Here is a 19,632-nt window from a genome sequence, read left to right as displayed (position 1 = left end):
TATAAGGTCCAAAAACGGTGCGAAACGTTCGGTTTTCGGGATTACACGGCTTGTACCGGAATCACAATCGGGAATATCGAATGTACACTGTAACGTCCGCTACGCCCTGTCACCTCGTCCCTGACGCTCGTGCCTTCGCAACCTTCGCTCCGGCCGTTCGACATCGCTGTCGCTCTCCGTCTGGTTCTCGTGCCTGAAGACCGGTACGAGCCGCTCGCGATTGCCCTGGCAACCAGCACCAGTGCGGTACATCGCTCGGTGGCTCGCCTCCAGCTCGCGGGCCTTTGCGGTCCCGGCAGCCGCACGGTTGCCGAACCGGCATTGCACGAGTTCCTCGTGCACGGCGCGCGCTACGCGTTTCCGGCGGTGCACGGCCCGGAGCGGGTGGGGCTGCCCACGGCCGGAGCCCACCCGGACCTCGCCTCCGTGTTTGGCGGCGATGAGGCGGTGCGCACACTCGTCTGGCCCATGGAGGGCGGTCCGGTGCGGGGCGAAACGCTCGTGCCCCTCTTCAACGGCCTCACCAAGGTGGCGACGCGCGACGCGCGGCTGCACCGGATGCTTGCCTGCGTGGACGGCATTCGCGTGGGCACGACGCGCCAGCGCGGAGCCGCCGCCGAGCTGCTGCAGCACCTGATTGCATCGCGCGCAACCTGAGCGCCCCCCTCAAGCTGGCGCCATGGCGACAGCTCGGGGGGGAACTCCTTGGCAATCAATCACTCAGTCGACTGCAGTCTGCACCGTCAGAGCACGCCCATTACCGCGACGCGGTCGGTACTGCCGACGGCAATCTATGTCGCTCCGCGGCGTCATCAGGGCGTCACTTCGCCTCGAAATAGGGGGCAGGACGTGCAATAGCGTGATCGGTCGTAGCGGCTGAGCCACGCGGATCGTCAGGTCCCAGACGCGGCGCGTACCCACGCCGCGTACCCGCCCTGCAGGTCGATGGCGTTCGTGCGCCCCAGGCGATGCAGCAGGCTGGTGGCGATGGCTGAGCGGGCCCCCGCCTGGCAGTGAATCCCCACGGCGCCGGCGGGAATCTCATGCAACCGCTCGGCCAACTCGCCCAGCGGAATGTGCACGGCGTGGGGCAGGTGGCCGCCCTCCCACTCCGTGCGCCCCCGAACATCGACCACGGGGAGCGACCCGTCGCGAACGGCCGCGGCGGTGATGGGTTGCTGGGGCAGCGGCGCGGGAAGGCGGCCCTGGGCGTCGAGGAGCGTGAGCAGCGCGTCGGCGTCCACCCACCCCATGATCCCGTCGAAGCCGATGTGCAGCAGATCGTGGCGGGCCGCCTCCACGAGCGCTCCCGCGTCGTCTCCCTGCGGGGCAAGCAGCAGCAGGGGCGCCCCCACCGGTACCAGCGAACCTACCCACGTGCTGAAGCTGCGCCCGTAGGGCACGGAGAGGCTGCCGGTGGCGTGTCGCGCGGCGTACGCCGCGGCGGGGCGCAGATCGATCGGCCACACCTCCGCGCGCGCGAGCTGCGCGGCGCCCTCGGCAGCCGACAGCAGCGGGAGCGGTGATAGCGCACCCAGTACCGGGGGCCCGTCACGGTTGATCCGCTTCATGTCCGCGAAATACCGCGGGGGCTCTGGCTGTCCCTCCAGCACCATGCGCACAAACTCGCCCTCGGTGGTGGTGGCCACCCCCCAGTTGGCGCGCTTCTCGTAGCCGACCGTACTCGACGGGACCGCGCCCAGCGCCTTGCCGCAGGCCGACCCGGCGCCATGTCCCGGCCACACCTGCAGGTGGTCGGGGAGGGCGCGGAACCGCTCGAGTGAATGGAAGAGCGTGCGAGCCCCGGCTTCCATCGTATTCGCCACCTTGGCGGCCTTTTCGAGCAGATCCGGTCTTCCCACGTCGCCCACGAATACGAAGTCGCCCGTGAGCACACCCATGGGGCCCGCCGCGCGTGGCGTATCGGTCACCACGAAGCTCAGATGTTCGGGCGTGTGCCCTGGCGTATGCAACACATCGAGCCGGATGTTGCCCACCATGATCACATCCCCGTCGTGGAGCAGCGTCGCCCCGTCGTGCGCCGCAAACGCATACTGCCAGTCGGGGCCGCCTTCAGCGGACAGGAGGAGCAGCGCGCCCGTTGCGGCATGCAGTTCGCGCGCGCCCGAGATGAAATCGGCGTGGATGTGCGTTTCCGTCACGTGCGTGATGCGCAGCCCTTCGCGCGCGGCGACGTCGAGGTAGGGGCGGGGATCGCGCAGCGGATCCACCACGATGGCGTCACCGGTAGCCTGACAGCCGATGAGATAGCTCGCCTGGGCGAGCGACGTGTCGTAGAACTGGCGGAAGTACATGGCAACAAGCTACGGGGGCGGAAAGGAATACGGAGGGACTGGTGACGAATCGTGCGATGCCGGGGATGTCTGCAACAATGCCGCGGCCGTGACGCTCTGCGTCGCGACCGCGATGGTCTGCGGATCGTCCAATTCGTACAATGAGTGAAATGTCCAGTCCACCGCCCCGCCGCCGCCCCTCCACGTTGGCTGCCGATCGGATGCGGCAGGCGCAGCGTCCGTTGGGCGCAGCGCCGCTGCCGCCGTTGGGGCTGAGTGCACCGGTGAGGGAGTCAATGCCGCCGGACCCGCGGGCCCGCGGGCCACTGTCGTCTACAGTAAGTCCCCGCACGGCGCCCGCATCGGGGAAACCCGCACCGCGCCCCGGGGCCTCGGCGAAGCCGCCGGTCGCCAGCGCACCGGCGCGTGTGCCCTCCACCAGGCGCGCCGACCAGGATCAGGTGCTGGTGAGCAGCGTGATCGTGGCCTTCCTGCTGCTCACGCTCGCTGCGGTGGGCGTGAAGGTACGGGGGAACGCCCGCACCGACCGCAGCCGCGCCGAGGTGTCCGGGACCCTCACCCGCGTGTACGATCAGCAGACCGCGTTCCGGCTCCTCAATCAGCGCTTCGCCACGTGGCCGGAGCTCAAGGCGCAGGGCATGGCCCTGCCCACGTCGCATCGGGTGCTCGCCTCCAACGCCTCCCCGTCGCATTGGTTCATGAAGGTGCGTGACACGAATACCGGGGTGGTGTGTTCCCGGACCGGCGAACTGTTCGACGAGGATCCGTCCGAGCGGCCGCCGACCTGTGTCGGCGAGGCGCCGTAGCGGTCACCTGGGGATTCCCTCCGTCCCGTCGTCGCGCTAGATCGCAGGGTGCTCAGATCCCTGGTGTTCCCCTCCGCGCCAACGCCGCTGCTGGTTGCGGTCTTCCTGTGTGGTGCCGACCTGACGGCACAAGCGCGCCCGACCACGGACAGTGTGCGGCGTGACAGTACGCAGACCCTGCGTGCCCTGCGGGTGAGCGTGACCCGTGATGTCGAGCGGACGCCCTTTGAACTGCCGTTCGCCGTCTCCACCGCGCCGCTGTCGGCGCGACCGGCGCTGCGCCGCGCCGGCGCCAATGAGTTGCTGCTGGCGGTGCCCGGGGTGCAGGTGCAGGATCGCGCCAATCCGTCGCAGGACCAGCGGATCGCCGTTCGCGGCTTCGGCGCGCGCTCGGCCTTTGGCGTGCGGGGCGTGCGGGTGCTGCGCGACGGGGTGCCGGTGTCGCTCCCCGACGGGCAGACGCCCACCGACTGGATCGACCTCGAAACCATCGATCGCATCGACATCGTGCGCGGTACGGCCGCCGCCCTGTACGGGAACGCGGCTGGCGGCGTGATCGACATGCGTTCGCGCGCACCGGCGGCGGTGCCCTTCACGGCGCAGGCGCGCGTGTGGGACGGTGGGGGATGGCAGCGCGGCAACGTCCAGCTGTCGGGGAGTCAGGCCGACAGTACCGGGTGGTGGCAACGCGCCGGCTGGCTGCTGTCGGCCACGCGCACCCAGGGCGACGGGCCGCGTCGTTGGTCGCGGCTCGACGCGTCGAGCCTGTTCGCGCGCGGCCTCGCCACCGTGGCCGGCACGCGCCTCGAGCTGCAGGCCACGCACTACGATGCCCCACGGGCCGAGAACACCGGCGCGCTCACGGCCGAGGAGCTGGCGCGCGATCCGCGCCTCCCCGACTCGCTCAACATCACGCGGCGGTCCCGCAAGGCGGTCGTGCAGACGCAGCTGGCGCTGCTTGGCGAACGGGAGGTGGCGGGCGGCACCATTCGCGGCTCGCTCTTCACGAGCGCCCGCACGCTCGACAATCCGCTCCCGTTTGCCATGGTGGCGGTGGACCGCGCGGCGGTGGGCGGCGGGGTGCATGGCGCGTGGCGTGTGGCGCGGCTCGCGTGGCCGGTGCGCCTCGGGGCGGGGGTCGATGCGCAACGGGTGCGCGACGAGCGCTTCAACTACGAGAATTGCGCGGCCGTTGCCGCGACGGCCCCGGCCACGGCGCTCTGTCCGCAGCCGGGCAATGAGCGCGGGGCCACTCGGCTCGATCAGCAGGAGCGCGCGGCCAGCGTGGGGGCGTATGGGCGTGTCGAAGTGGAAGCGCCGCACGGCCTGCTCGCCAGTGTCGCGCTGCGCCATGATCAGGTGCAGTTCCGTGTGCGCGATCGCTTCATTACGCCGCGCAACGCCGACGACTCCGGCGATCGGTCGCTGCAGGCGGTGAGCCCCATGCTGGGGCTGGTCTGGCGTGTACGTCCGCAGTGGTCGCTCTACGGCAATCTCTCCACCGCCTTCGAAACGCCCACGGTCACCGAACTCACCAATCAGGAAACGGGCGCGGCGGGGCTCAACGCGACACTCGACCCCCAGCGCACACGAACGTCGGAGATCGGCGCGCAGACGCTGCTGGGTGGCCGGGTGCGCGCCGACGTGGCGCTCTTCCGCGCCGTCGTGCTCGATGAGCTGGTGCCCTTCGACGTGCCCAATCAGCCGGGGCGCCGGGCGTTCCGCAACGCTGGCCGCTCCACCCGCACGGGGGCGGAAACCAGTGTGCGCGCCGCATGGCCGGCGTTCGAGACGGGAGCGGCGTATACCTGGTCGCGCTTCCGCTTCGACCGCTATGTGGTGGGCAATACCTCCTTTGCCGGCAAGGCCATCCCCGGCGTTCCCGCGCATTACCTGCAGGCATTCGGCACGGGGCGGCGCGGCGCGTTCTGGAGCAGCGTCGAGGTCACCGCGTCGTCGTCGGCCAGCGCCAACGACGGCGGCACGGTAACCAGCGCTGGCTACGCGGTGTGGAACTGGCGCGCCGGACTCGATGCCGCCGTGGGCAGCCTCCGTCTGCAGCCCACCGTGTCGCTCGAAAACGCCTTCGACCGGCGCCACGCCAGCAGCCTCGTCATCAACGCCACGCGCAACCGGTTCTTCGAGCCGGGGTTGCCGCGCCGCCTCACCTTCCTGACCAGTCTCCAGTGGCGGTGAGTGCACCGCGGCACTGTGCCACCGCGCCGGCCGCTCCTGTTGCTGGCGGGAACCGTGACGCCAACGCGCCGGCTTGAGTTAGGGTCTCCCAACACACCATCTGTTCCGCTCACCTCAACGAACCCTCCCCATGAGCATGCACAGCACCGATGGCGCGCTGTCCATCCCCGAAGACTTCGACGGCTTTCTCCTCGAGGCCATTCCGACCACCGACGGCATCTGGGCGCTCTACGGCATCGACGATGACCGCCCGGTCGACGCCTGGAGCAGCTATCACGCCACGCGCTGCGTGGAGCAGATGGCCATTGCGCACGCGCGCGTGAAGGCCGCCGAATGGACGCTCGCCGATGTGCAGGCGCGCGGGATCGCGCCGTGCATCGCGAAGGCGGCGGCGCACCTCGCGCGGTCGCGCGCCGAACTGGCTACGTGGGAAGCCCAGGCGCGCCGCCTCGAGGCGCACCGCAAGGTCACGTACGGCGCGTGGTCCACGCCCGTCATCGCCGACTGACCGCACCAGGCGCGTGCATCTGGTGCACGCGCCTGACGCACCCGCCTGGCGTACCCGCCTAGCGTACCCGCCTAGCGTACCCGCAGGATGAAGGGCATCCGCGCGTACACGCCGCGCGGATCGTTGTAGGCCATGAGCGCGCCGAGTTCGCGCGTAATGTCACGCACGAGCTCGGCCGCTGCCCCGCGCGCACCCAACTGCTGTACCGCTGCATCGAGCTGTGCCGCCACCGGCGTGGGCTTGTCCTCCAGCAATTCGGACAGCCTCTCGGTGGTGGTCTTCACGTGCGGGTACTCGCGCACGTCGTAGTCGCCGGTCAGCTTCGCCCGCGCCGCCGCCGCCTTCACCGCATCCTGCAGGCTCCCCAAGGAGTCCACGAGCCCCAGGCGATGTGCCTGGACGCCCGACCACACCCGCCCCTCGGCCAGCGCGCGGACCGAATCGAGGGGGAGCCGGCGCGCCGTGCTCACCCGCTGCAGGAAGGCGTCGTACACCATGTCGGTGCCACGTTGCAGCACGGCGAGTTCCGCCTCGGTGCGCGGACGCGCCAGGGTGAAGAGGTCGGCATAGCGCCCCGTCTTGACCGTGTCGAACGTGACACCCTGCCGGTTGGCCAGCGCCTGGATGTTCGGTACGAGGGCGAACACGCCGATCGACCCGGTAATGGTGTTGGGCTCGGCGTAAATGCGCGCGGCCGCCGTGCTGATCCAATACCCACCGCTCGCGGCCAGTGACCCCATCGACACCACCACCGGCTTCACCTGTGCCATGAGCGTGAGTTCGCGCTGAATCTGTTCCGAGGCCACCGCGCTGCCGCCCGGGCTGTTCACGCGCAACACCACCGCCTTGATCGTGCGGTCGTTGCGCAGCGCCCGCAGCTCACGACTGAAGGACATGCCGCCGATCTGGCCGGCACCGCCCTCGCCGTCCACGATGTCCCCCTCGGCATACATGATGGCAATGGCCTGGCTGGCCCCCACGAGTCGTTCCTTCGCCACCGCGAGAGGCGCATAGTCGTCGAGCGTGATCTGCGGCAGCGTCGGCTGATCGAGGGCGGCCGCCAGACGGGCCGAACGGCTGCTGTCGGCACCACCGGCCGCGGCGCTGCCGCTGTCGGCGGGCGCGACTCCCGCCATCTTCTGCAGGTCGGTCAGCACCACATCGAAATAGGCCACCCGATCGACCAGCCTGGCAGACTGCGCCTCGGCCGGCGCAATGATGCCCTGGGCATCCACCAGGGCCTGCAGCGCCAGCGTGTCCACACCGCGTGTGCGGGCAATGCCACGCTTCACCTCACTCCACAGGTCACCCAGATAGGACGCCACCTGCTGCCGGTTCTCGGGGCTCATGTCCCGGCGCGTGAACGGTTCGACCGCTGCCTTGAAGCGCCCCACACGACTCACCTGCACGCCAATGCCGTACTTCTCGAACAGCCCGGTGAGAAAGAGCTGCTCCGACACGAGTCCTGGCAGCAGCAGCGAGCCGAACGGATCGAGCGTGATAGTGCTTGCCGCCGACGCCACGTAGTAGGTGGCCGCGTCGGGATTCACGAGGTAGGCGTGTACGGGCTTCTTCTTCGCCGCGAAGGCCACGAGCGCCTCGCGCAGCGCCCGCAGCGCGGCGTAGCCGGACCGGGTGCCGTCGCCGGTGACGGTGCCGCGCAGCAGGATGCCGCTGATGCGATCGTCGTCGATGGCGGCGCGCACCCCCACCAGCGCCGAACGGAGCGGCAGCGCCGAGCCGCCAGCCTCGAAGGCGTCATCAAAGAAGCCGCGTCGTTCGGGATGCGCGGGCTGGTCGGAGAGCGGACGGTCGATGTCGATGACCAGCACCGCCCCCTGTCGCACCTCGGTGGCTGGCCGTGATCCGGCCGACGCCGCAATGCCGGCGATCAACAGAAGACCGACCACCACACACACGGCAATCGTAACGAGATTCGCGGCCAGCGCCGCAAAGAACTGCTTCATGACGAATGGGGCTCCATGGAAGGCGAGCGTTCGGGATGCTGCACATTAACCGATACGGGGCAGGGCCGTGGCAGGTTCCGGGACAGAGGGCTGACGCGGCCCCATGCGCCGTCGGGGCATGCGCCCCACCGCATAAACATGACGCTACCGTCGCAAAAGCCCTTGCCGTCGCATGGTCGGGGGCGCAGCTTTCGGTATCCTCTTTCCCGAGCCCAGTCCATGCCCGCATTCCACGCGCCGCTCGACGACATCCGCTATCTCCTGCACGACGTGCACGACATTGGCCAGCTCGCCGCGCTTCCGGGGTTCGAGGACGCGACGCCGGAGATGATCGATGAAGTGCTTTCCGGTGGGGCACGCTTCTGCGAAGAAGTGCTCTTTCCGCTCAACCAGAGCGGTGACGCCGAGGGGGTCCATCTCGCGAACGGGGTCGTGACCACCCCCGCAGGCTTCAAGGAGGCGTATCAGCGCTACACCGCCGACGGATGGACCGCGATCAGCGCTGAGCCGACGTACGGTGGCACGGGGCTCCCCGAAATGGTGCGCTTCGTCATGGAGGAGCTGCTCTGCTCGGCCAATCTCTCCTTCTCCATGTACCCCGGGCTCTCGCACGGTGCCTACAGCGCGCTCATGAGCCACGGGTCGGCGGAGCTCAAGCAGCGGTTCCTCCCCCGCCTCATCGACGGCCGTTGGGGGGGCACCATGTGCCTCACCGAGGCGCACGCGGGCACGGACCTTGGCATCCTCACCACGCGCGCGGTGCCGAATGCCGATGGGACCTATGCCATTACCGGGCAGAAGATCTTCATCAGCGCCGGGGAGCACGATCTCACGGAGAACATCGTGCATCTCGTCCTCGCCAAGCTGCCCGATGCGCCCAGCGGCACCAAGGGCATTTCCCTCTTCCTGGTCCCCAAGTTCCTCCCTACGGCAGACGGGGGGCTTGGCGCCCGCAACGGGGTCACGTGCGGCAGCGTGGAACACAAGATGGGGATCAAGGCCAGTGCCACCTGTGTACTGGACTTCGATCAGGCCACGGGCTGGATGGTGGGCGAGCCGCACAAGGGCATGCGGGCCATGTTCGTCATGATGAACGGCGCGCGCCTGGCCGTGGGGCTGCAGGGACTCGGGCTCTCTGAGGTGGCCTACCAGAACGCGCGCGCCTATGCCCGGGAACGGCTGCAGGGGCGGTCGCTCACCGGTCCCAAGCACCCCGACGGCGTGGCCGACCCCATCCTCGTGCACCCGGACGTGCGCAAGGGCCTGTTGCGCATCAAGTCGCTCAACGAGGGCATGCGGTCGCTGGCGTACGCCGTGGGCATTCGTATCGATCTCGAGCATCGGCACCCCGATGACGCCGTGCGACAGGATGCGTCCGATCTGGTGGCGCTCATGACGCCGGTCATCAAGGCCTTCCTGACCGACCGGGGCTTCGAGAACACCAACATCGCCCTGCAAACGCTCGGTGGGCACGGCTACATCAAGGAGTACGGCATCGAGCAGTACGTGCGCGACGCCCGTATCGCGCAGATCTACGAAGGGACCAACGCCGTGCAGGCGCTCGATCTGGTGGGGCGCAAGCTGCCCATGGAGGGCGGCCGACTGGTGCGGCGTTTCTTCGAGCAGGTGAAAGCCGACGTGGATGCCGCCGCGGCGGTGGCGGGGCTGGAGGACTTTTCCAAGGCGCTGGGCACGGCGCTGTATCAGCTGCAGAAGGCCACCATGCTGCTCGCCGAGCGTGGCTTCGCCAACCCCGACGAAGTGGGCGCGGCGGCCAGCGAGTATCTCGACCTCATGGGCTATACGGCCGTGGGGTGGCAGTGGCTGCGCATGGCCACGGTCTCGCAGCAGAAGCTGGCGGCGGGAACGGAGGACCGGCGTTTCCACGAGGCCAAGCTCAAGACCGCCCGCTTCTATTTCGGGCGCGTCCTTCCCGGCACCGCCACACTGCTCTCGGCCATCCAGGCCGGCAGCGCGCCCATCATGGCGCTGTCGGCAGACGAGTTCTGACGTGCCTGCCGTGTGACAGTCCGGGCCGGAGGCCGCCCCCTGCCTCAAGCATTGTGTGTGTGGTGCCGAAGCCCTCTGGCAGCCTCTCACTCACACCATGTTCTTTCACAAGCGCTCCGAATCGTTCTCGGCGTCTGAAGGAAGCCATGCCACCGGCGTGACTGACGCCGCGGTGCGGACGGCCACCACCGCCCCGGCCGCCGCGCCGGTGGCAGGTCGCGAGCCGTCCGCTCCGGTCGACGACGGTCTGGGGCTGGTGCTCGATGCGCTTGGCGGTATCCTCGCCGCCCTGTCGCGGTATCCCATCGACCTCCCCGACCGATCGGGGGAGGAGCTCTCACGCGAGCTGACCAGATGGCGCCGCCATGCCACCATGGGTTGCGCGCTCGACGAGCGCGACGACGCATCGGTTGGCGTGTCGGCACGTGATTGGAACGGCGTGGTCCGCACCGTCACCGAGCAGCGACGCGACGAGCACCGGTACGTCGAGGCCTCCATCAATGAGCTCCGCGACGCCCTCTGGGCCTGCGTGGAAACGGTGCACAAGGCGGTGCTGGTGGACCACGCGACGGATGCCACCACCGAAAAGCAGATGGAGCGGGCGAAGACGGCGTTGCAGCGCATGCAGACCGGTTCCATCAAGCAGGAGGTCCTCGGGGCCGTGTCCGCCATCGAGGGTGCGCTGCGGACCCGTCGTGAGCAGCAGCAGGAGCAGTACGCAAGTCTTGGTCACAAGCTCGAACGCGTGGGTCAGCAGCTGGAAGAGGCCCGTCGCGAAAGTACCACCGATGCGCTCACGGGGCTGGGCAACCGCAAGCACTTCAATGTCGTGGCGTCGCGGGCGCGGCAGATGCATTCTCTGGGGCGGCAGCCGGTGGCGCTGCTCATGCTCGACATCGACCGGCTGAAGCTCGTGAACGACATGTACGGCCATCAGGCGGGTGACGCGGCCATCGTGAACCTCAGCAAGGCCCTCGCCGCGACGTTTCTGCGCCAGAGTGACGTGCTCTGCCGGTTGGGGGGCGACGAGTTCGCGGTGATCCTGTTCAACACCGACTGGAAGGTGGCGGTGACGCTGGCCAGGCGGCTGCAGGAGCAGCTCAGTCTCATGCCGGCGCCACACCCGAACATGGAGTTCGCGATCGGGGCGAGCGTGGGCGTGGCGCAACTCGAGGGGCACGAAGAGGTGGCCGACTGGGTGGCCCGCGCCGACAAGGCGCTGTACAAGGCCAAGCAGCATGCCCGAGAGCGGGTCTGCGTGGCGGACGGTCCCCCGCTGCCCACGGGCTGACGGTGCCGGCGCCTGCGGGGCCGTCGTCAGGTGCTCGCGCGCCCACCGCTTGACGCGCGCAACGCATTCAGGATGACCGCCACATCGATCGCTTCCTGAATCAGGGCGCCCGCGACCGGTGTGAGCATGCCGGCGGCCGCAAAGCCCATTCCCACGAGCGACAGCCCGAGCCCCACGCCAATGGACTGGCGGGCGATGTACAGCGCCCGGCGCCCGATCGCCACCGCTTCGGGGATGCGCCCCGGATCGTCCACAAGCAGCACCACGTCGGCGGCCTCGGCCACCACTCCGCCGCCGTGCCCCGCCAGCGCCACCCCGACGGTGGCGGTACTCAACGAAGGCGCATCGTTGGTCCCGTCGCCCACCATGAGCACCCGGCGGCCGCCCTTCTCGATGGCGCTCACGCGGGCGGCCTTGTCCTGCGCGGTCAGGTCGCCGGCGAACTGCGAGATCCCCACCGCCTGCGCAATGGCGCGCACATTGTCCTCCCGGTCGCCCGAGAAGAGGTACAGGTCGCGCAAGCCGAGCGCCCGCAGCGCCTCGAACATGGGGGCGAGCTCCGGGCGGACCTGGTCGGCGAATTCGATGCGCGCCACGTCGCCACCCGCGGTGCCCACATACGCGCGCAGCCCCGTGGCGCCGCTGTCCATGGTCGTCAGCAGTCCGGCTGCCGCGGGCACGCGCTCCAGCAGTCGTTCGCGTACGAAGTCCGGTGATCCCACCACCACCCACTCGCCCGCCACCTCACCGGTCACCCCGCGGCCGGGCGTTTCGTGCAGCGAAGTGGCCATGACCAGCGTCGCGCCACGCGCCTCCGCCTCGGCCACGATCACGCGCGCCAGCAGGTGTCCCGAGCCCTGTTCCACGGCGGCGGCCTTGGCCAGCACGGTGCGCAGATCGCTGCCGTTGCCGGCGATCACCCGCGCCACCTGCGGCTTGCCCACGGTCAGGGTTCCCGTCTTGTCGAAGACGGCGGTGTCGACACGCGAGAGCCCCTCCAGTGCGGCGCCATGACGCACGATGATGGCGCGCCGGGCCGCGCGATTGATGCCGCCGATGATGGCCACCGGCGCAGCGAGAATGAGGGGGCACGGCGTGGCCACCACCAGGACGGCCAGCACGCGGGTCCAGTCGTGTGAGACCAGCCACGCCACCAGGCAGGCCACCAGGGTGAGCGGGGTGAACCACACCGCCCAGACATCGGCGGTGCGCTGCAACGGACTCTTCGAGGCCTGCGCGCTGCGCACCAGGTCCACGATGCGCGCGTACTGGCTTTCCTGCGAACGCCGTTCGGCGCGCATGGTGAACGCGCCTTCCTGGTTGACGCTGCCCGACAGCAGTCGGGCACCGACCGCCGTTCGCACCGGCACCGGCTCGCCGGTGAGGCGCGACGTGTCCACATGCGAGGTCCCGTCGAGCACCACGCCGTCGGCCGGCACCAGCTCCCCCGGGCGAATCAGCAGGGAGTCGCCGGGTTCGATGAGGCCGGCATCGATGTCCTCCACGCGCCCCTCGCGCACGCGGTGCGCGGTCCGCGGGGCATCAGCCTCCAGGGCCGCCACTGCATTCGAGGCGCGCGCGACCGCATAGGCATCGAGCGCCTCGCCCCCGGTCTGCATGAGCACCACGACGAGACCGGCCAGAGGCTGCCCCAGCAGCAGCGCCCCCACGATGGCCAGCATGGCCACCACGTCGGCGGCAAACTCGCCCCGCAGCATGCCGCGTAGCGTGCGCCACGCCACCGGCACGCCGGTGATGAGCAGCCCCAGCAGCCACACGCGATCGCGCCACGGGTCGGCCGGCAGCACGAGTGGCGTGGCGAACCCAGCCACAAGGAACGCGAGCGCGATCAGCGGCGGAGGCGAGATGGGGAAGGACAAATCGGCTTTTCGCATGAAGGTTGGAAAATCGCGCGGCGTACCCATCCATCCATGCGTGTCGGTTCCGCGCCCCGCAAGGGTGAAATCACGGACTCGGCGAATCCTGATTAGCTTGGTCTGGTATGGCCGATACGCATTCCCACGCGGCGCTTGCCGCGATCGTCGACATTGCCGCCGACGCGATCATCGCGCTCGATGACCGCTTCCGCATCGTGCGCTTCAATCGCGGTGCCGAACAGATCTTTCAATGGAACGAAGCCGACATGCTGGGGCAGCCGCTCGACCGGCTGCTCCCCATGGGCGCGCGCGCGGTGCATCGCGGCCACATGCGCACCTTTGCCGAAGGTCCGGCGGATGCGCGGATCATGGCCCATCGCCGTGCCATTGCCGGGCTGCGCCGGAATGGGGAGATGTTCCCCGCCGAGGCGTCCATCGCCCGCGTCACGATGGACGGTGAACGCACCTTCATGGTGACGTTGCGCGATGTGAGTGAACGCGTGAGGAGCGAGGAGCGACAGAAGCTGCTCGCCACCGCCGGGTGGGTGCTGGCGGCCTCGCTCGACGTGGAGTCCACGATGGCCACCATCGCCGAGCTGCCCGTGCCGCTGCTTGGCGAATGGAGCCTGCTCGAACTGCTCACCGCTGATGGGGCCATGCGGCGGGCGGCCGCCACGCACATGGACCCACACCGTCACGAGGACACGGCCGCGCTCCTGTCGCGCGTGGCGGAGCCGCTCGAACTCGATCCGCTGCCCACGAGTGGGGCGCGGGTGGCGCACGAAGCCGAGGCGCAGCGCATCACCGATGTCGGCGCCTGGCTCACGGCGAACTTCCGCGATGCGGCGTCACGCGCGCGCGCCGAAGCGCTTGGCGCCAGCGCGGTGCTGCTCGTGCCGTTGCGTGCCGGCGGGCGCGCGCTCGGGGCGCTGCACCTCGTGCGCACCCGCCCGGCGGCGACGCACTCGCTCGAGGAGCAGCAGGTGGCCGACCAGTTTGCCGGGCTGGCGGCGCTCGCCCTCGAAAATGCCCGGCTGTATCAGCAGTCGCGCAGCGCCGTGCGCGAGCGCGACGAAATGCTCGCCATCGTCTCGCACGACCTGCGCAACCCGGTCAATGCCATTGTCATGCTCACGGGGGCGGTGCTCAAGCGGGACGCCGACGCCATCTCGCCCGAGGTGGAGCAGGCGCACATGGCGCGCGACGAGGTCGAGGCGGTGCGCGCCGCCGCGCGTCAGGCCGACGGGCTCATTCAGGATCTGCAGGATGTCTCACGCATCTCGGCGGGACGCCTGCGTGTGGAGCGGCGGCGCGTCCCGGCGGCGGAGCTCCTCAAGGAATGCGCGGACATGTTCGAACCGGTCATGATCGATGCGGCGCTGCGCTTCGTGCGCCGCTTCGATGAGGACCTGCCGGTGCTGCTGGCCGATCGCCATCGCCTGCAGCAGGTGCTTTCCAATCTGCTGGGCAACGCCGTGCGCTTCACGCCGCACGGCGGTGAAATCGTGCTCGCGGCGGCGCAGCACGACGACATGCTGCGCATCAGCGTGCGCGATACGGGGCCGGGGGTCGCGATGGACGACGTCCCGCGCCTCTTCGAGCGCTATTTCCAGGCCCCCCGCCTGCTGCGCGCCGGGTCGGGACTCGGCCTCTACATCGCCAAGGGCATCGTCGAGGCCCATGGCGGCGAGATCGGCGTGGACTCGGAAGTGGGAAAAGGTGCCGAGTTCTGGTTCACCGTGCCGGCGTAGGGGATTCGGCCGCGCACCTCACCCGAACAACCGGGTCCGCGCCGCTTCGCTCAGCGCCACCACCGCCGGATGCGCCAGCTTGCGCTCGGCACTGATGGCATAGAAGCGCTCCCGGACATCGGGCAGTCGGCCCACCACGCGCACATGATAGGCGCGCCGGATCTGCGCCTCCACCACCGACGGGGCGGCGAAGAGCCCCATGCCGGCCTGGCCGAACACCTGCAGGAGCGCCACATCTTCCGCCTCGCACACCACGTCGGGGCGCACGTCCTGCGCCACACACCACGCATCGAGCGAGCGGCGCATGGCGGTGTTGCTGGTCGGCATGATGAAGGGCGCACCGTCCAGCGACCCCGGGAATTTGCGTCGATGCTTGTTCGCCAGCTCCTCCGTACCGAACACGGTGAGGCCGCATTCGCCAAGCAGGTGCGTGAACAGCGTGATGGGCAGCCCCGGCGATGCGGGCGTATCGGTGAGGACCACGTCCAGCGCGTGCACCGCCAGGTCGGCGAGCAGCCGTTCCGTCTTGTCGATGCGGCAGGTGAGGCGCAGCCCCGGCAGGGCGTCGAGCGCCGGGCGAAGCAGCCGCCAGGTGGTGAGTTTGGGGAGCGAGTCGGAGATGCCCACGACCAGTTTGGCGGGGAGTCGTGCATCACCGCGCGCGAGCGCCTCCGTGAGCTCACGCCCCGTGCGGAACATGTCGTCGGCGTAATGAAAGACGAGGTGCCCCGTTTCGGTGAGCACGAGGTGGCGCCCGCGCTTGGCGAACAGCGCCGCCCCCAGCGACCGCTCCAGCTGCTTGAGCTGCGTGCTGATGGTGGGCTGCGTGAGATGCAGGACCTCGGTGGCGCGCGTGATGCTGCCTTCACGCGCCACCACCCAGAAGTACAGGAGATGCTGGTAGTTGAGGGTGTTGAGGGAGAGCGGGGCCATTAGACAGAGACCGGCGTCACCGTGCCGGTGTCAAGGTCATACACACCGCCGGCAATGACGAGCGTGCCGGCCTTCACCCGTCGCGCAATCACCGGTGAGGCTTCCTTGAGAATCTCCGCCTGCACCTCGACGTTGCGCGCAATGGCCCGATTCACGTCGCCGCCGCTTTCCTTGGCCGCACGCCGGAGGTGCTGGTACAGCGTGGAGATCTGTCCCGGCACCTCGTTGCCCGCCATGGTGGCCGACACGGCGCCGCACTTCGTGTGGCCCAACACGTACAGGACTTGCGCCCCCAGCACCTCGGTGCCGAACTCCAGCGACCCGATGATGGCCGGATCCGCCACGTTGCCGGCGATGCGCGTCACGAAGATGTCGCCGAAGCCCTGGTCGAAGACGATCTCGATGGGCACACGCGAGTCGGCGCAGCCGAGGAAGGCGGCGAAGGGCTTCTGTCCCGCCGCCACTTCCTTGAGTCGCGCCATGTTGCGGTTGGGCGCCATCACCTGGCCGTTCACGAATCGCGCATTGCCCTCGTACAGCGCAGCGAGCGCCGCCGCGGGATCGGGGAACGGGTCAGGCATGGTGCGGGGGGAACCGTGGGCCCACGCCGGCGCGGCCAGGGCGCCGGACGCCACACTGCCGCCCAGCAGCGCCGCCCCCGCCACGGTGGCCGAGTGCAGGAAGGCCCGGCGCGAAGGCCGAGGCGTGGGAATATCACAAGACGTGCACATGTCAGAGGCCTCCGGGATTGGGGGACTGGCGGTACTTGTCGCCGCGTACCACGGCGACGTCGGACAGGTAGGCAATCACCTCGTAGTCGGTGAAGTAGCTGCGGGCGATGTGATCCACGATGCGCTCCGCCACGTCGGGTGGGACGATGGTCTCGATCCGCACGTTGATGCCCGGGATCTCGGCGGCGTGCAGCGCCCGGGAGCCTTGGCCGCGCCCCTCGACCACCGTGAACCCGGTGGCGCCCAGGCGACGCAGTTCCTGCGTGATGCGCGGCTCCAGCACCGGCTCGGCAATGATCGTGACCAGCTTGAACGGAAAGGTGAGCATGACCGTGACCTCAGGCGGCAAGGCGCTGTGCAAGCGCGTAGAAGATCGGGATTCCGGCGAGGATGTTGAACGGGAACGTGATCGCGAGCGCCGCCGTGAGTGAGTACGTGGGGTTCGCTTCCGGCAGCGTGAGGCGCACGGCGGGCGGCGCGGCGATGTAGCTCGCACTCGCCGCCATCGTGCCAAGGACAGCGGCGCCACTCGGCGACAACCCCGCCCACTCGCCAAGCACCACGCCCAGCGCGCCGTGCGCCAGGGGCATCAGAATGCCGAAACCCAGCAGGAACGGCCCCACTTTCTTGAGGTCACCGAGGCGATCGCCGGCCACCACCCCCATTTCCAGCAGGAAGAGCATCAGCGCGCCCTTGAAGCCGCTGTCGAAGAACGGCGATACCGCCTTCCACCCGGCTTCGCCCATGAAGAAGCCCACAATCAGGCCACCCACCAGCAGAATCATCGTGCGCCCGGTGAGTACCTCGTGCAGCACCTCCTTCATGCTGCCCTGCGCGGCCGCGTGACCGCCCGTGGCAAGCAGCTGCTTGTTGCGTTGAATGGCCCCAATCGCGAGCGCAATGTGAATGCCGGGGCTTTCGAGCAGCGTGAGCAGCGTGGGCATGTACCCTTCCGCCGGCGCGCCCACGCGCACCATGAATTGCTGGGCGGCGATGAACGTGACGGCGCTCACCGACCCGTAGTGTGCCGCCATCCCGGCCGAGTCGCTGGCATTGAATCGGCCCACGTACCGCATGGCCGCGTAGGCCGTCAGCGGCGTGATGCACCCCAGCAGCAGCGTCACCCCGGCGGGCGCGACGATGGCATCGAAGCTGGCGTGTGAGAGCTCCACCCCGCCCTTCAGGCCGAGGGCGAACAGGAGGTAGATGGACAGCGCGCTGTAGATGTCCTTCGGCAGCGAGAACTCGCTCTTCACCAGGCGCGCAACGATGCCCAGCGCGAAGGCGAGGGGAATGGGTGAGAGCAGGTTGGCCTTGAGCGTTTCGATCATGGGGTGCGGTGGAGGGGGACGTGGGCGCGGTCAGGCGCGATGCGTCACGGCCGTAGTCTGCGTGAACCCAGTGCATAATCCAAATCGAATGTTAGGCGCAATTACATTTGAAAAACCTATGGATGAAAACGTGCAAGAAAAAAGGCGCCACGTGGTGGCGCCTCTCTCCGGTGCAGCCGGTTGCTGGAGCTAGTGCTTCTCGCCTGCGGGCGCCGCCGCCGGCGCGTGATCACCACCGCCGCCGTGATCGGCGGCGGCACCGTGATCGCCGCCCGCGGCATGCTTGGCCTGATCGCGCTCGTAGTACACCTGCTGCGCCATGGGGTCGCGCGGGTGACGGTAGGTGTTCTTGTGGATGGTCCACGCGCCGAAACCGAGCGCCGCCGTGAAGACGCAGGTCACGAGGGCCGCGCCCCACCCCAACTTGTTCGGATCGTACTGCTGAGCACTCATGAAGACACCCTGAGCAGGTTGTGATTGCAATCGGCGACACGCGGCACCAGCGCCAGCCGGTGCACCATCCACCGGAACGCTGGTCCGTCGCAACGGGGGGAACCTAGTGGGACCCGGATCATTCTTCCACCCTTGGCCCCGTCTCGTGCGCCGGGGCCACCAGCCGAGCAGGAAGAATGGCCTCGCTGCCGTAACGCTCCCGGATGCGATCCAGTGCCCGGGTGAGCGCACGGTCCCGCGCCGACTCCGTGGGCTCCGGGAAAGGAGAGGCCCCGCCTCCGTCCCCACCGCCATCGCGGCAGGCGCCAGGGCTGGTCAATGCCGCGGGCTCGGCGAACAGCCCCAGCTGGGTGGTCGGCAGGGGGGCGCCCCGGTCCTCGTCGTCGAAGTGCGACAGGGCGATCCCCAGCAGCCGCAGCGGCACGCGGCGCTTGCGGCGCAGCTGACGGAGCAGGGGGCGGGCGGCCTTGAGCACCGCCCCTTCCGATTCGATGAATCCACCCAGGGTGCGCTGCGCCGACCGCACCCGGAAATCCGTGTCTTTCACCTTCACCGTGACCGTGCGCGCCCGGAGCGCCTGCCGACGCAGGTCGGCGCTCACGCGGACGGCCAGCCGCAGCAACTCCCGCTCCAGCAGGTCGTCGTCATCCAGATCGCGGGCGAAGGTGTCCTCGCGGCTCACCTGTTTCTGGCGCTCCCGGGGTGACACGATGCTGTCGTCCACGCCGCGCACCCGTCGCGCCAGCCATCGCCCCGTGCGCTCGCCCAGCCGGCTCACCAGCGCCTCCTCCGGCCAGCGCTGCGCCTCCTGCACCGTCTCCAGGCCCAGGCGAGAGAGCGTCTCCGCCAGCCGTGGCCCCACCATGGGCAGTTCCGCCAGACGGAAACGGCCAAGAAACTCCGCTTCCTCGCCTGGGGCCACGCAGTGCACGCCGGTGGCACCGCTCCCCGGCTTCGGCTTCCCCACTTCCACCGCCATCTTCGCCACCAGGCGCGAGGTGCCGCCGCCGATGGAGACATGCAGTCCCGTGGCCTCGAGAACTGCCGCGCGGATGCGCCGCGCCGTGTCGGCGAGGGATTCGTGGCCATAGAGCGCTTCGGTGCCGGCGAGGTCGCAATACCACTCGTCTATGCTGGAGGCCTGCACGACGGGAGCAAACCGCCCGAGCACCCCCTGGATGGCGCGGCTGCGTTCACTGCAGGCCGCCCGCGGCACGGGGACGCACAGGGCCTCGGGGCAGAGCGCCAAGGCGCGCGCAATGGGCATGGCCGAGCGGACCCCATAGCGGCGGCACTCGTATGAGGCACTGCACACGACCCCGCGCGACCCGGGGCGGCCACCCACGATGAGCAGGGCGGCACGACCGGCCCCCTCCGGATCGACCTGACGGGCCACCGCCACGAAAAACGCGTCGGCGTCCACGAGCAGAATGCGGCGAGCGGGGGGCATGGCGGAAAGCTAC

Annotated in this window: 16 protein-coding genes; 7 read left to right on the top strand and 9 right to left on the bottom strand. The window is 69.3% G+C overall.

Features of this window, described 5'->3' with window-relative positions; all coding sequences use genetic code 11:
- Positions 1-189: 189 nt before the first annotated feature.
- Positions 190-657 carry a hypothetical protein gene (locus LW840_RS12840; RefSeq protein WP_291267904.1) on the top strand — a complete coding sequence of 156 codons (468 nt, stop codon included), beginning with the start codon at positions 190-192 and terminating at the stop codon, positions 655-657.
- 236 nt (positions 658-893) lie between these two features.
- Here LW840_RS12840 and LW840_RS12835 read toward each other — a convergent pair whose 3' ends face one another.
- Positions 894-2,315 (bottom strand): MBL fold metallo-hydrolase, encoded by a 1,422-nt coding sequence (locus LW840_RS12835; RefSeq protein WP_291261699.1) that lies wholly within the window; start codon positions 2,313-2,315, stop codon positions 894-896.
- 407 nt (positions 2,316-2,722) lie between these two features.
- Between LW840_RS12835 and LW840_RS12830 the strand changes: the two genes are divergently transcribed.
- From LW840_RS12830 to LW840_RS12820, 3 genes are all read left to right on the top strand, one after another.
- Positions 2,723-3,121 carry a hypothetical protein gene (locus LW840_RS12830; protein WP_291273925.1) on the top strand — a complete coding sequence of 133 codons (399 nt, stop codon included), beginning with the start codon at positions 2,723-2,725 and terminating at the stop codon, positions 3,119-3,121.
- A gap of 48 nt (positions 3,122-3,169) precedes the next feature.
- A complete protein-coding gene (locus tag LW840_RS12825; RefSeq protein WP_291277100.1) occupies positions 3,170-5,317 on the top strand; it encodes a TonB-dependent receptor in 2,148 nt (715 codons plus the stop codon).
- 130 nt (positions 5,318-5,447) lie between these two features.
- On the top strand, positions 5,448-5,825 hold the full coding sequence (locus LW840_RS12820; RefSeq protein ID WP_291261702.1) for a hypothetical protein: 378 nt from the start codon (positions 5,448-5,450) through the stop codon (positions 5,823-5,825).
- 71 nt (positions 5,826-5,896) lie between these two features.
- Here LW840_RS12820 and sppA read toward each other — a convergent pair whose 3' ends face one another.
- Positions 5,897-7,792 (bottom strand): signal peptide peptidase SppA, encoded by a 1,896-nt coding sequence (gene sppA / locus LW840_RS12815; protein WP_291277099.1) that lies wholly within the window; start codon positions 7,790-7,792, stop codon positions 5,897-5,899.
- Between the two features lie 219 nt (positions 7,793-8,011).
- Here sppA and LW840_RS12810 point away from each other — a divergent pair, with 219 nt between their 5' ends.
- Together LW840_RS12810 and LW840_RS12805 are read left to right on the top strand one after the other, a co-directional pair.
- Complete coding sequence (locus tag LW840_RS12810) at positions 8,012-9,802, top strand: acyl-CoA dehydrogenase C-terminal domain-containing protein (protein ID WP_291261704.1); 1,791 nt, start codon at positions 8,012-8,014, stop codon at positions 9,800-9,802.
- Positions 9,803-9,959: 157 nt separating this feature from the next.
- The gene (locus LW840_RS12805) at positions 9,960-11,093 is read left to right on the top strand and encodes a GGDEF domain-containing protein (RefSeq protein WP_291273923.1); all 1,134 of its coding nucleotides are present in this window, start codon (positions 9,960-9,962) and stop codon (positions 11,091-11,093) included.
- A 26-nt stretch (positions 11,094-11,119) separates the two neighbouring features.
- Here LW840_RS12805 and LW840_RS12800 read toward each other — a convergent pair whose 3' ends face one another.
- Entirely contained in the window at positions 11,120-12,988 is a 1,869-nt protein-coding gene (locus tag LW840_RS12800) for a heavy metal translocating P-type ATPase (RefSeq protein WP_291267898.1), read from the bottom strand.
- 107 nt (positions 12,989-13,095) lie between these two features.
- Between LW840_RS12800 and LW840_RS12795 the strand changes: the two genes are divergently transcribed.
- Positions 13,096-14,721, top strand: a complete 1,626-nt coding sequence (locus LW840_RS12795; protein ID WP_291273921.1) for a PAS domain-containing sensor histidine kinase — start codon at positions 13,096-13,098, stop codon at positions 14,719-14,721.
- An 18-nt stretch (positions 14,722-14,739) separates the two neighbouring features.
- Here the strand turns inward: LW840_RS12795 and LW840_RS12790 are convergent, their stop codons facing one another.
- From LW840_RS12790 to LW840_RS12765, 6 genes are all read right to left on the bottom strand, one after another.
- Entirely contained in the window at positions 14,740-15,654 is a 915-nt protein-coding gene (locus LW840_RS12790; RefSeq protein ID WP_291267896.1) for a LysR family transcriptional regulator, read from the bottom strand.
- Positions 15,654-16,385, bottom strand: coding sequence for a carbonic anhydrase (locus LW840_RS12785; RefSeq protein ID WP_291261709.1), 732 nt, complete (start codon positions 16,383-16,385; stop codon positions 15,654-15,656). The genes LW840_RS12790 and LW840_RS12785 overlap by 1 nt, the downstream gene beginning before the upstream one ends.
- Before the next feature lies 1 nt (position 16,386).
- Positions 16,387-16,713 carry a hypothetical protein gene (locus LW840_RS12780; RefSeq protein WP_291267894.1) on the bottom strand — a complete coding sequence of 109 codons (327 nt, stop codon included), beginning with the start codon at positions 16,711-16,713 and terminating at the stop codon, positions 16,387-16,389.
- A 10-nt stretch (positions 16,714-16,723) separates the two neighbouring features.
- A complete protein-coding gene (locus LW840_RS12775) occupies positions 16,724-17,716 on the bottom strand; it encodes a sodium-dependent bicarbonate transport family permease (protein WP_291261711.1) in 993 nt (330 codons plus the stop codon).
- Positions 17,717-17,905: 189 nt separating this feature from the next.
- Positions 17,906-18,169: a hypothetical protein gene (locus tag LW840_RS12770; RefSeq protein WP_291267892.1), complete on the bottom strand. Its 264-nt coding sequence runs from the start codon at positions 18,167-18,169 to the stop codon at positions 17,906-17,908.
- Between the two features lie 118 nt (positions 18,170-18,287).
- The gene (locus tag LW840_RS12765; protein ID WP_291267891.1) at positions 18,288-19,619 is read right to left on the bottom strand and encodes a DNA polymerase IV; all 1,332 of its coding nucleotides are present in this window, start codon (positions 19,617-19,619) and stop codon (positions 18,288-18,290) included.
- Between the last annotated feature and the right edge of the window lie 13 nt (positions 19,620-19,632).

The organism is Gemmatimonas sp., assembly GCF_021298855.1.
Taxonomy (GTDB): Bacteria; Gemmatimonadota; Gemmatimonadetes; order Gemmatimonadales; family Gemmatimonadaceae; genus Gemmatimonas.
The sequence above is the reverse complement of the archived record's forward strand: the minus strand, read 5'-3'. Positions and strand labels throughout refer to the sequence as shown.